The sequence below is a fragment of the Streptomyces sp. NPDC107521 genome (assembly GCF_055598485.1).
On the sequence record NZ_JBVKAT010000007.1, the window covers coordinates 127,762 to 140,734 of the forward strand.

At 73.2% G+C, this 12,973-nt stretch carries 7 protein-coding genes and 1 pseudogene; 7 read left to right on the forward strand and 1 reads right to left on the reverse strand.

Annotated features, from left to right (window positions below; translation table 11 throughout):
* Window positions 1–70: 70 nt before the first annotated feature.
* On the reverse strand, window positions 71–2,494 hold the full coding sequence (gene lon, locus ACZ7LB_RS13355; RefSeq protein WP_471467795.1) for an endopeptidase La: 2,424 nt from the start codon (window positions 2,492–2,494) through the stop codon (window positions 71–73).
* Window positions 2,495–2,756: 262 nt separating this feature from the next.
* Here lon and ACZ7LB_RS13360 point away from each other — a divergent pair, with 262 nt between their 5' ends.
* The 7 genes and pseudogenes from ACZ7LB_RS13360 (at window position 2,757) to ACZ7LB_RS13390 (ending at window position 12,605) form a co-directional block, all read left to right on the forward strand.
* The gene (locus tag ACZ7LB_RS13360) at window positions 2,757–3,449 is read left to right on the forward strand and encodes a spermidine synthase family protein (protein ID WP_471467797.1); all 693 of its coding nucleotides are present in this window, start codon (window positions 2,757–2,759) and stop codon (window positions 3,447–3,449) included.
* Window positions 3,450–3,562: 113 nt separating this feature from the next.
* On the forward strand, window positions 3,563–4,303 hold the full coding sequence (locus tag ACZ7LB_RS13365; protein ID WP_471467799.1) for a response regulator transcription factor: 741 nt from the start codon (window positions 3,563–3,565) through the stop codon (window positions 4,301–4,303).
* Window positions 4,300–5,409, forward strand: coding sequence for a sensor histidine kinase (locus ACZ7LB_RS13370; protein WP_471467800.1), 1,110 nt, complete (start codon window positions 4,300–4,302; stop codon window positions 5,407–5,409). Before ACZ7LB_RS13365 ends, ACZ7LB_RS13370 begins: the two co-directional genes overlap by 4 nt.
* A 283-nt stretch (window positions 5,410–5,692) precedes the next feature.
* Window positions 5,693–9,487: a multifunctional oxoglutarate decarboxylase/oxoglutarate dehydrogenase thiamine pyrophosphate-binding subunit/dihydrolipoyllysine-residue succinyltransferase subunit gene (locus ACZ7LB_RS13375; RefSeq protein ID WP_471467802.1), complete on the forward strand. Its 3,795-nt coding sequence runs from the start codon at window positions 5,693–5,695 to the stop codon at window positions 9,485–9,487.
* A gap of 531 nt (window positions 9,488–10,018) precedes the next feature.
* Window positions 10,019–10,201, forward strand: coding sequence for a DUF6104 family protein (locus tag ACZ7LB_RS13380; RefSeq protein ID WP_019075209.1), 183 nt, complete (start codon window positions 10,019–10,021; stop codon window positions 10,199–10,201).
* A 430-nt stretch (window positions 10,202–10,631) separates the two neighbouring features.
* A pseudogene (locus ACZ7LB_RS13385) lies at window positions 10,632–11,569 on the forward strand (DUF4097 family beta strand repeat-containing protein).
* Window position 11,570: 1 nt separating this feature from the next.
* A complete protein-coding gene (locus tag ACZ7LB_RS13390) occupies window positions 11,571–12,605 on the forward strand; it encodes a PadR family transcriptional regulator (protein ID WP_471467804.1) in 1,035 nt (344 codons plus the stop codon).
* Window positions 12,606–12,973 lie beyond the last annotated feature (368 nt).

The window sequence follows — 12,973 nt, forward strand, 5'->3', positions numbered from 1 at the left end:
CGGAACCCCGGGAAGGGGTTCCGGGCCTCCGCGCGCGGAACCCCTTCCCGGGCCCCCGCGCGCGGACGGCTCACGCGGCCAGCGGCGCCTCCCGCCGTCCGGCGCCGGCGGCCGGGGCCAGGGCCAGTTCCAGCACCTGGCGGACATCGGTGACGGCGTGGACGTCCAGCGCCGCCAGCACCCGGGCGGGGACGTCGTCCAGGTCGGGCTCGTTGCGCTTGGGGATGATCACCGTGGTGACGCCCGCCCGGTGCGCCGCGAGCAGCTTCTGCTTGACCCCGCCGATCGGCAGCACCCGTCCGGTCAGCGACACCTCACCGGTCATCGCCACGTCCGTGCGCACCGGGCGGCCGGAGAGCAGTGAGGCCAGGGCGGTGATCATGGTGATGCCGGCGCTCGGGCCGTCCTTGGGGACCGCGCCCGCCGGGAAGTGGATGTGCACACCCCGGTCCTTGAGGTCGGCCACCGGCAGCTCCAGTTCGGCGCCGCGGCTGCGCAGGTAGCCCAGGGCGATCCGCGCCGACTCCTTCATCACGTCGCCGAGCTGCCCGGTCAGCGTCAGCCCCGCCGCGCCCGTCTCCGGGTCGGCCAGCGACGCCTCGACGTACAGCACGTCGCCGCCCGCCCCGGTGACCGCGAGGCCGGTGGCCACGCCCGGCACCGAGGTGCGCCGCTCCGCCGGGTCCTGCGCGGACTCGGGCACGTGGTGCGGCCGTCCGATCAGCTCCCGCAGCCCGGCGCCGGTGACCGTGCGCGGCAGCTCCGCCTCGCCCAGCTCGTGCTGGGCGGCCACCTTGCGCAGCAGCCGGGCGAGGTGCCGCTCCAGGGTGCGCACGCCCGCCTCGCGGGTGTACTCGCCGGCCAGCCGCCGCAGCGCGTCCTCCTCCACGGTGACCTCGTCGGCGCCGAGACCGGCCCGCTCCAGCTGGCGCGGGAGCAGGTGGTCACGGGCGATGACGACCTTCTCGTCCTCGGTGTAGCCGTCGAGCCGGACCAGCTCCATCCGGTCCAGCAGGGCCTCCGGGATGGCCTCCAGGACGTTGGCGGTGGCCAGGAACACCACGTCGGACAGGTCGAGTTCGACCTCCAGGTAGTGGTCGCGGAAGGTGTGGTTCTGCGCCGGGTCCAGGACCTCCAGCAGGGCGGCGGCCGGGTCGCCCCGGAAGTCGGAGCCGACCTTGTCGATCTCGTCGAGCAGGACGACCGGGTTCATGGACCCCGCCTCCTTGACGGCCCGCACGATCCGGCCGGGCAGCGCGCCCACGTAGGTGCGGCGGTGGCCGCGGATCTCGGCCTCGTCGCGGACGCCGCCCAGGGCCACCCGGACGAAGGCCCGGCCCATGGCGTGGGCGACGGACTCGCCGAGGCTGGTCTTGCCGACGCCGGGCGGGCCCACCAGGGCGAGCACGGCACCGCCGCGGCGCCCGCCGACGACGCCCAGGCCCCGGTCGCCGCGGCGCTTGCGCACCGCCAGGTACTCGGTGATCCGCTCCTTCACGTCCTCCAGGCCCGCGTGCTCGGCGTCCAGGACGGCACGGGCGCCGCGGATGTCGTAGGCGTCCTCGGTACGCTCGTTCCAGGGCAGTTCCAGGACGGTGTCCAGCCAGGTGCGGATCCAGGAGCCCTCGGGCGTCTGGTCGGAGGACCGCTCCAGCTTGGCGACCTCCTTGAGGGCGGCCTCGCGGACGTGCGCCGGCAGGTCGGCGGCCTCCACGCGGGCCCGGTGGTCGTCGGACTCCTCGCCCTCCCCGTCGCCGTTGAGGTCCCGCAGTTCCTTGCGCACCGCGTCGAGCTGGCGGCGCAGCAGGAACTCGCGCTGCTGCTTGTCCACGCCCTCCTGGACGTCCTTGGCGATGGTCTCGGCGACGTCCTGCTCGGCGAGGTGGTCGCGGAGCTGCTGGGTGGCGAGCCGCAGCCGGGCGACCGGGTCGGCGGTCTCCAGCAGGGCGAGCTTCTGCTCGGTGGTGAGGAAGGGCGAGTAGCCGGAGTTGTCCGCGAGCGCCGAGACGTCCTCGATGGCCTGGACCCGGTCGACGACCTGCCAGGCGCCCCGCTTGCGCAGCCAGGCGGTGACGAGGGCCTTGTACTCGGTGACCAGCTCGGCGACCTGGCCGGGCAGCGGCTCGGGCAGGGACTCGTCGGCCCGGGTGCCCTCGACCCAGAGCGCGGCGCCGGGACCGGTGGTGCCGGCGCCGATGCGCACCCGGCCCCGGCCGCGGATCAGGGCGCCGGGGTCGCCGTCCGCCAGCCTGCCGACCTGCTCGACGGTGCCGAGGACGCCGGTCGCGGCGTAGGCGCCGTCGACGCGGGGGACGAGGAGGAGCCGGGGCTTGCCGGACCCGCCGCCCGCGGCGGCCTGGGCGGCCTCCACCGCGGCCCGCACCTCGGCGTCGTTCAGGTCCAGGGGGACGACCATCCCGGGCAGCACGACCTCGTCGTCGAGCGGCAGCACCGGCAGGGCGAGCGGTGTGAAGGCGTCGGACTCAGCAGCCATGATCTCCCCTTTGACAGTCAAGTTGAGTTACGTCGACTCAATGCATGAGGGCGGCCCATTGTTCCCGCCCCGGCGCCGCGTTCGCTGTGAGCGATCGGCGGGCGGGGAACGGGCCGGGCGCCGCCCAGGCGGCCGGCACGGGAGGCCCCGGACCCGCCCCCGGGCAGCGCCACCGCGCCCCCGGCGGCGCCCGGCCCCCGGTTCGCGCCCCCACTTCCGGCCACCGTCCCCGCCGCGCGGGCGGGCCTGCCAGGATGGACCGATGCCCGCCATCACCGCCCCCGATCCCCCCGGCCGCCCCCAGGTCCTCGATCGCCGCGAGGGCCCCTACGGCGAGGTCGTCCTGCGCCGCCACGGCGACCTGCTGCAGATCATCGCCAACGGCTGCTTCCTCATGGACACCTCCGACGGCCGCTCCGAGCGGCGGCTCGTCGACGCGGCGGCCGAGGCGCTCGACGGACGGCCGGCGCCGCATCTGCTGATCGGCGGGCTCGGCGTCGGCTTCTCGCTCGCACACGCCGCCGCCGACCCGCGCTGGGGCCGCGTCGCCGTCGTCGAACGCGAACCGGCCGTCATCGACTGGCACCTTGACGGGCCGTTGTCCGAACTGTCCGCCGAGGCCCTGGCGGACCCGCGCACCGAGATCGTCCGGGCCGATCTCGTGACCCACGTCAACGAGACGCCGGACACGTACGACGCGCTCTGCCTCGACATCGACAACGGCCCCGACTGGACCGTCACCGAGAGCAACGACGGGCTCTACACCCCGGCCGGACTCGCGGGCTGCGCAAGGGTGTTGAGGCCCGGCGGAGTGATCGCCGTCTGGTCCGCGCGACCTTCTCCGATTTTTGAAGAGACGTTGCGCAATGCCGGGTTCCAACGGGTGCGTACCGAAGAGATCCCGGTTGCCCGGGGCGTTCCCGACGTGGTCCATCTCGGCGTCGGGCCTGGATAGCAAAGCCGCGGCGATCCCCCGTACGCTGCTGCCCTGACGCGGATCTTCCGGGCGTCGGGCGCAGTCATGGGATCACCCCACGGATTCCGGAAAGCACACCTCAGGGGCGGGCGATGGACCAGACACAGACCTCCCACAGCGGCACGGCGGGCGCCACGCAGGGCGCACAGCGCCGGGTGCTGGTGGTCGAGGACGATCAGACGATCATGGACGCCATCGCGAACCGCCTGCGCGCCGAGGGGTTCCTGGTGCAAACGGCGGGTGACGGACCGTCCGCCGTCGACACGGCCGAGGCGTGGCAGCCCGACCTGCTGATCCTCGACATCATGCTGCCCGGCTTCGACGGCCTGGAGGTCTGCCGCCGGGTCCAGGCGCAGCGCCCGGTGCCGGTGCTGATGCTGACGGCGCGCGACGACGAGACGGACATGCTGGTCGGGCTCGGCGTCGGCGCCGACGACTACATGACCAAGCCGTTCTCGATGCGGGAACTGGCCGCGCGGGTGCACGTCCTGCTGCGCCGGGTGGAGCGGGCGGCGCTGGCCGCGACCACCCCCCGGAGCGGCATCCTGCGCCTGGGCGAGCTGGAGATCGACCACGCCCAGCGCCGGGTGCGGGTGCGGGGCGAGGACGTCCACCTCACGCCCACCGAGTTCGACCTGCTGGTCTGCCTCGCCAACACCCCGCGCGCGGTGCTCTCCCGCGAGCAGCTGCTGGCCGAGGTGTGGGACTGGGCGGACGCCTCCGGCACCCGGACCGTCGACAGCCACATCAAGGCGCTGCGCCGCAAGATCGGCGCCGAGCGCATCCGCACGGTGCACGGCGTGGGCTACGCGCTGGAGACACCGGCGCCATGAGCCGGGAGCGGCAGGCCGCACGGAGGAGCCCCGGGGAACCGTGGGGCGGTGTCCGGCCGTTCTCGATCAAGACCAAGCTGGGCGCGCTGGTCGTCACCTCGGTCCTGATCACCACCGGTCTGTCGGTGATCGCCGTGCACACCAAGACCGAGCTGCGGTTCATCACCGTCTTCTCGATGATCGCCACCCTGCTGATCACCCAGTTCGTGGCGCACTCGCTGACCGCGCCGCTGGACGAGATGAACGCCGTGGCCCGCTCCATCTCGCACGGCGACTACACCCGCCGGGTGCGCGAGAACCGCCGCGACGAGCTGGGCGACCTCGCCGTCACCATCAACCGCATGGCGGACGACCTGGAGGCCCAGGACCGCCAGCGCAAGGAACTGGTGGCGAACGTCTCGCACGAGCTGCGCACCCCCATCGCCGGGCTGCGGGCGGTGCTGGAGAACATCGTGGACGGGGTCACCGAGCCGGACCAGGAGACGATGCGCACCGCCCTGCGGCAGACGGAGCGGCTGGGCCGGCTGGTGGAGACCCTGCTCGACCTGTCCCGCCTGGACAACGGCGTGGTCCCGCTGCGCAAGCGCCGGTTCGAGGTGTGGCCGTACCTGTCGGGGGTGCTGAAGGAGGCCAACATGGTCGCCTCGGCCCGCGCGGCCATAGGCTCCGGCTCCGGCAGCCACACCCGCACCGACGTGTACCTGGCCCTGGACGTCTTCCCCAGCGACCTGACCGCGCTCGCCGACCCGGAGCGCATCCACCAGGTGGTCGCCAACCTCATCGACAACGCGGTCAAGCACAGCCCCCCGCACGGACGGGTGACGGTGCGGGCCCGGCGCGGGGACCGGCCGCACTCGCTGGCCCTGGAGGTCCTGGACGAGGGGCCCGGCATCCCGCGCTCCGAGTGGCACCGGGTCTTCGAGCGGTTCAACCGGGGCGCGGTCTCCCGGCCGCACGGTCCGGGCAGCGACGGGGGCACCGGTCTGGGCCTGGCCATCGCGCGCTGGGCGGTGGAGCTGCACGGCGGCCGGATCGGCGTGGCCGAATCCGAGCGGGGATGCCGCATTCTCATCACTCTTCCGGGGGACAATTCCCTGATGAGTTGACGTAGGGTTCGAAGCGGAGGACCAAGATCCACGATCATCCCCGCTGGCGGACACGTGTGATCAGGTGCGAAGCCGCGACGACGCCGCGCCGGGTCCCGCTCCCGCATTCCCGTCAGACACGGAACCCCGCTTGTTTCCCGCCATTTCCCGCGATGAAACGCGCTCCGTCGTGTGACTTACGCGACGTTGAACCGTCCGGTCTGACCTTCCGGCCCCGGGAGGCGTAGCCTTGATTCCCGCTGTCCACCATCTTGTGAAGAAGCGGAAGAGGGCGGTTCTCGCCGTGTCGCCACAGTCCAGTAACTCGAGCATCTCCACCGACACCGACCAAGCGGGCAAGAACCCCGCAGCCGCGTTCGGTGCCAACGAGTGGCTCGTCGACGAGATCTATCAGCAGTACCTCCAGGACCCGAACTCCGTGGACCGGGCCTGGTGGGACTTCTTCGCCGACTACAAGCCGGGCGCGGCCGCCGCCCAGGCCGCGTCGGGCGCCGCCCCGGCGGACGCCTCCGCGCCGCCGGCCGCACCCGCGCCGCAGGCCCAGGCACCCGCCCCGGCCGCCCCTCCGCAGCCCGCCCCGGCCAAGGCCGCGGCGCCCGCGAAGCCCGCCGCCGCCCCGGCCAAGGCCGCCGCTCCGGCGAAGGCCGCCGCTCCGGCGAAGGCCGCCCCGGCCGCCGCGCCGAAGGCCGAGCCCGCCGCGGGCGCCCCCGAGGGCCCCGAGCTGGTGGCGCTGCGCGGCCCGGCCGCCGCGGTCGTCAAGAACATGAACGCGTCCCTGGAGCTGCCCACGGCCACGTCCGTGCGCGCCGTCCCGGTGAAGCTGCTGTTCGACAACCGCATCGTCATCAACAACCACCTCAAGCGGGCCCGGGGCGGGAAGATCTCCTTCACGCACCTGATCGGCTACGCGATGGTGCAGGCCATCAAGGCCATGCCGGCGATGAACAACTCCTTCGGCGAGAAGGACGGCAAGCCCGTCCTCGTCAAGCCGCCGCACGTCAACCTCGGCCTCGCCATCGACCTGGTCAAGCCCAACGGCGACCGCCAGCTCGTCGTCGCGGCGATCAAGAAGGCCGAGACCCTGAACTTCTTCGAGTTCTGGCAGGCCTACGAGGACATCGTCCGCCGCGCCCGCGACGGCAAGCTGACGATGGACGACTTCACCGGCGTCACGGTCTCCCTGACCAACCCCGGCGGCCTCGGCACCGTCCACTCGGTGCCCCGCCTGATGCCCGGCCAGTCGGTCATCATGGGCGTCGGCGCCATGGACTACCCGGCGGAGTTCCAGGGCACCAGCCAGGACACCCTGAACAAGCTCGGCATCTCCAAGGTCATGACGCTCACGTCGACCTACGACCACCGGGTCATCCAGGGCGCCGCCTCCGGCGAGTTCCTGCGCCAGGTCGCCAACCTGCTGCTCGGCGAGAACGACTTCTACGACGAGATCTTCGAGGCCCTGCGCATCCCCTACGAGCCGGTCCGCTGGCTCAAGGACATCGACGCCTCGCACGACGACGACGTCACCAAGGCCGCCCGCGTCTTCGAGCTGATCCACTCCTACCGGGTCCGCGGCCACGTCATGGCCGACACCGACCCGCTGGAGTACCAGCAGCGCAAGCACCCCGACCTGGACGTCAACGAGCACGGCCTCACCCTGTGGGACCTGGAGCGGGACTTCGCGGTCGGCGGCTTCGCCGGCAAGGCGCTGATGAAGCTGCGCGACATCCTCGGCGTGCTGCGCGACTCGTACTGCCGCACCACCGGCATCGAGTTCATGCACATCCAGGACCCCAAGCAGCGCAAGTGGATCCAGGACCGGGTGGAGCGCCCGCACTCCAAGCCGGAGCGCGAGGAGCAGCTCCGCATCCTGCGCCGGCTGAACGCGGCGGAGGCCTTCGAGACCTTCCTGCAGACCAAGTACGTCGGCCAGAAGCGGTTCTCCCTGGAGGGCGGCGAGTCCGTCATCCCGCTGCTCGACGCGGTGCTGGACTCGGCCGCCGAGTCCCGCCTGGACGAGGTCGTCGTGGGCATGGCCCACCGCGGCCGGCTGAACGTGCTGGCGAACATCGTCGGCAAGTCCTACGCGCAGATCTTCCGCGAGTTCGAGGGCAACCTCGACCCGAAGTCGATGCACGGCTCCGGCGACGTCAAGTACCACCTGGGCGCCGACGGGACCTTCACCGGCCTGGACGGCGAGCAGATCAAGGTCTCCCTGGTCGCCAACCCCTCCCACCTGGAGGCGGTGGACCCGGTCCTGGAGGGCGTCTCCCGCGCCAAGCAGGACATCATCAACAAGGGCGGCACGGACTTCACCGTCCTGCCGGTGGCGATCCACGGCGACGCGGCCTTCGCGGGCCAGGGCGTGGTGGCCGAGACCCTGAACATGTCGCAGCTGCGCGGCTACCGCACCGGCGGCACGGTCCACATCGTCATCAACAACCAGGTCGGCTTCACCGCGGCCCCCGAGTCCTCGCGCTCCTCCATGTACGCGACGGACGTGGCCCGCATGATCGAGGCCCCGATCTTCCACGTGAACGGCGACGACCCGGAGGCCGTGGTCCGCGTCGCGCGGCTGGCCTTCGAGTTCCGCCAGGCGTTCAACAAGGACGTGGTGATCGACCTCATCTGCTACCGCCGCCGCGGTCACAACGAGTCCGACAACCCGGCCTTCACCCAGCCGCTGATGTACGACCTGATCGACAAGAAGCGCTCGGTGCGCAAGCTCTACACCGAATCCCTGATCGGTCGCGGCGACATCACCCTGGAAGAGGCCGAGCAGGCGCTCCAGGACTACCAGGGCCAGCTGGAGAAGGTCTTCACGGAGGTCCGCGAGGCCACCGCGCAGCCGTCCTCCGTGCCCGCCTCCGACCCGCAGGCCGAGTTCCCGGTCGCCGTCTCCACCGCGGTGTCCAGCGAGGTCGTCAAGCGGATCGCCGCGTCCCAGGTCAACATCCCCGACCACGTCACCGTGCACCCGCGGCTGCTGCCGCAGCTCCAGCGCCGGGCGGCCATGGTCGAGGACGGCACCATCGACTGGGGCATGGGCGAGACCCTCGCCATCGGCTCCCTGCTGCTGGAGGGCACCCCGGTCCGGCTCGCCGGCCAGGACTCCCAGCGCGGCACCTTCGGCCAGCGGCACGCGGTCATCATCGACCGCAACACCGGCGAGGACTACACGCCGCTGCTGTACCTGTCCGAGGACCAGGCCCGCCTCAACGTCTACAACTCCCTGCTCTCCGAGTACGCGGCGATGGGCTTCGAGTACGGCTACTCGCTGGCCCGCCCCGACGCGCTCGTCATGTGGGAGGCGCAGTTCGGCGACTTCGTCAACGGCGCGCAGACGGTCGTGGACGAGTACATCTCGGCGGCCGAGCAGAAGTGGAACCAGACCAGCGGCGTCGTGCTGCTGCTGCCGCACGGCTACGAGGGCCAGGGCCCGGACCACTCCTCGGCCCGCGTCGAGCGCTTCCTCCAGCTCTGCGCGCAGAACAACATGACGGTCGCCATGCCGACCTCCCCGGCGAACTACTTCCACCTCCTGCGGTGGCAGGTGCACAACCCGCACCACAAGCCGCTGGTGGTCTTCACCCCGAAGTCGATGCTGCGCCTCAAGGCCGCCGCGTCGAAGGCGGAGGAGTTCACCACGGGCCAGTTCCGCCCGGTCATCGGGGACGCCTCGGTCGACCCGGCCGCGGTGCGGAAGGTCGTCTTCTGCGCCGGCAAGGTCTACTACGACCTCGACGCGGAGCGGAAGAAGCGCGGCGTGACGGACACGGCCATTATCCGCATCGAGCGCCTGTACCCGCTGCCGGGCGCGGAGCTGCAGGCGGAGATCGCCAAGTACCCGAACGCCGAGAAGTACCTGTGGGCCCAGGAGGAGCCGGCGAACCAGGGTGCCTGGCCGTTCATCGCGCTCAACCTGATCGACCACCTCGACCTGGCGGTCGGCGCGGACGTCCCGCACGGCGAGCGCCTGCGCCGCATCTCGCGTCCGCGCAGCTCGTCCCCCGCCGTCGGTTCCGCCAAGCGGCACCAGGCGGAGCAGGAGCAGCTCGCGCGCGAGGTGTTCGAGGCCTGATCCCGCGAAGGGCCCGTCCCGCTCCGCCCGCCACCGCGGCGGACCGGCCGTGACGGGCCCGGTGCGACAGCCGCGCAGACCCGGTTCCCGTTGCGACGGGGGCCGGGTCTTCGCGTTGCGAGGGGTCCCCGCGCGGCGGACGGGTCGGCGGCGCGGGCCGCGCGGCGCGGCACGGGCGCGGCGCGGGCGCGGCGCGGCATGGGCGCGGCCTGGTGCCGGTGCGGCATGGGCGCGGCCTGGTGCCGGTGCGGCATGGGCGCGGCCTGGTGCCGGTGCGGCATGGGCGCGGCCTGGTGCCGGTGCGGGCCGGGGGCGGCGGTGCCGGTCCGTTCCCCGGGAGGGGACGGCCACCGGTCCCGGGGCGGGCCCGGGCCGTGTGCCGTGTGCCGTGTGCCGTTCACCCGTACGGGGGTGCCGGGCGGACGGTCCGGCATGTATCGCGTGTGTGTATCGCGTTCCGGGTGTCGCGTCCCCTCCGCGGGGTTCGCCACGGCGGTCCCGGGAGGGTCGCGGGCCCCATATTCTGAGGGCATGTACTTCACCGATCGAGGCATCGAGGAACTGGAGAAGCGGCGTGGCGAGGAGGAGGTCACCTTCGAGTGGCTGGCCGAGCAGTTGCGGACGTTCGTGGACCTGAACCCCGACTTCGAGGTGCCCGTGGAACGGCTGGCGACCTGGCTCGCCCGGCTGGACGACGAGGACGACGACGAGTAGGACCCGTCCGGCCTCCGGGGCCGCCTCCCCGGGCGACGGGGCGGGCGGGGCCCGACGCCGAGCCGGGCGACGGTACTCCGGGCCGGCCGGGCCGCGCGGCTCGGCACCGGGCAGGGACCCGGCGGTACGGCCCGGCACCGGGCAGGCGCCGGGCGGCGCGGTTCCCGTCTCCCCGGGCGGCCCGCCCTCCACGGCCCCGCCGCCACGGCACGGCGAAGAGGCCGAAGACCGCCTCCGTCCGCCCCGCGCCTCCCGCGCGTCCCCTCCCCCCGGCCGTGCCCGCTCCACCCCGCCGCGGCCCGCTCCACCCCGCCGCGGCCCGCGGTGCGCCCCGTACATCACCGGAACAGGTGTCTTGACTTTCACGACCCGCGATATATCGTGAATATGAGAACGCGATATGGCGCGTTCGGTCGAGGAGGTCTGCGCCATGCCCGAATGGTCCGTCGCCGAGCCCGGGACACTCACCTTCGACGAGCCCGTGGCCCGGCTCCGCGTACGCGTCGTCGACGGAACGGTCAACGTCATGGGCGTCGAGGAGGATTCCGCCCGCCTGGAGGTCTCCGAGCTGGAGGGGCCGCCGCTGGTCGTTACCCAGCAGGGCGACACCCTGACCGTGAGCCCTGGAAGGGCTTCCTGAAGTGGCTCGACGGGAGCGGCCGGCGCCGCTCCGCCGTGGTCTCGCTGGCCGTGCCCGCGCACACCCGGGTGGAGGTCGGCGTGGTCGGGGCGGCGGCCGTGGTCTCCGGGATCGGCGGGCGGACGGAGGTCCGGGGCGTCAGCGGGGACAGCACCCTGGTGGGCCTCTCGGGCCCGGTGCGCGCGGAGACGGTCACGGGCAGCGTGGAGGCCCAGGCCCTCACCGGCGACCTGCGCTTCTCCTCCGTCTCCGGCGACCTCACCGTGGTGGAGGCGGGCTCGTCCTCGGTGCGGGCCGACTCGATGAGCGGCTCCATGATCGTCGACATCGCCGGCTCCGGCGGGCCCGCCGACATCGGGCTCAACAGCGTCTCGGGCGAGATCGCCATCCGGCTCCCCCACGCGGGGGACGCCCGGGTGGAGGCCAACAGCGCCAGCGGCTCGGTCTCCAGCACCTTCGAGGACCTGCGGGTGAGCGGTCAGTGGGGCGCCAAGCGGATCACCGGCCGACTCGGCACGGGGCTCGGGCGGCTGAAGGCCACGACGGTCACCGGTTCGATCGCCCTCCTCCGCCGGGACGAGGAGGACACCCCGGGCACTCCGGCGGAGCCTGGGCACCGCCCGGGAGGCGGCCCGGGGGACACGTCCGCCACCGGCCCCACCGGCCCGGACGGCGGCGGTGCGTCCGGCACGCCGGACGACGGCACGAACGAAAAGAAGGTGCTCTGACATGCCCCCCGTCTTCGCCCACGGCCGCCTGCGCCTCTACCTCCTGAAGCTGCTCGACGAGGCCCCCCGCCACGGCTACGAGGTGATCCGGCTCCTGGAGGAGCGCTTCCAGGGCCTCTACGCCCCCTCGGCCGGCACCGTGTACCCCCGGCTGGCCAAGCTGGAGGCGGAGGGCCTGGTCACCCACACCACCGAGGGCGGCCGCAAGGTCTACGCCATCACCGACGCGGGCCGCGCCGAGCTGGCCGGCCGCAGCGGCGAACTGGCCGATCTGGAGCTGGAGATCCGCGACTCGGTGGCCGAGCTGGCGGCCGAGATCCGGGCCGACGTGCGGGGCGCCGCGGGTGATCTGCGCCGCGAGATGCGCGCGGCGGCCGGCGCGGCCCGCCGGGGGGAGGCCGGCGGGGAGACCGACGGAGCCGCCCAGACCGGTGACAAGGAGGCGTGGCGCGCGGCCAAGGAGGAGATGCGGCGCGTCAAGCAGGAGTGGAAGGAGCAGGCCCGCCGCGCCAAGGACGAGAGCCGCCGGGCCCGCGAGGAGGCCCAGCGCGCCCGCCGCCAGGCCAAGGAGGCGCAGGAGTGGGCGCGCGGCCGGGCCCAGGAGGAGATGCAGCGCATCGCCCAGCGGGTCCAGGAGCAGGTGCAGGACCACTTCTCCCGTGGCGACTGGCCGACGGGGCTGAAGGAGGGCCTGGGCGAACTGGCCAAGGAGATGGGCGAGTTCAGCAAGGAGTGGGGCTTCGGCACCGGCGGCGGGGAGCAGAAGCAGGCGGCCCGCACCGACGGGCCGAGGTACGACTGGCCCAAGGAGGACTTCCCCGCGGAGTACGCCCCCGTCTGGGCCGAGGAGGACGCCGCCGCGTCCAGCGGCGATCCGGCCCGCGATCTGGACCGGCTGCTGGACCGCTTCCGGGACGACATCCGGGACGCGGCCCGCGACCACGGGGTCACGCCCGAGCAGCTCCGCGAGGCCCGTCAGGAGCTGTCCGCGACGGCGGCCCGTATCGCGGCCCTGCTGCACGTGCCCAGGCCCTGACGCCCGGCGGGTGGGGGTTCCCCGGAGGGCGTCCCTGCCCGGGCAGGGGTGCCCTGACAGGGACATAGTGCAGGGGTGCCCAGGGAGGGACGCAGTGCGGGGGTGCCCGGGCGGGGACACAGTGCGGGGGTGCCCAGGCAGGGGCATCCGGGTGGGCGTCCCTCAGGCGCACCGTCTGCCTCCGACCCGACGAGCACTCGGGTGCGATCAGCACTCGGCTGAGGACGCCGTGGGTCACCCCGTGGTCGGGTCGGCACCTCGGCGGGGATCCCGGGCCCGATGGCCAGGGCCGGGAGAAGGTGTTCGTCGCCGATCTGCCGGTCGCGCCACGGTGCCGCGCAGGGACCTCTCCAGCACCTCCTTGGCGC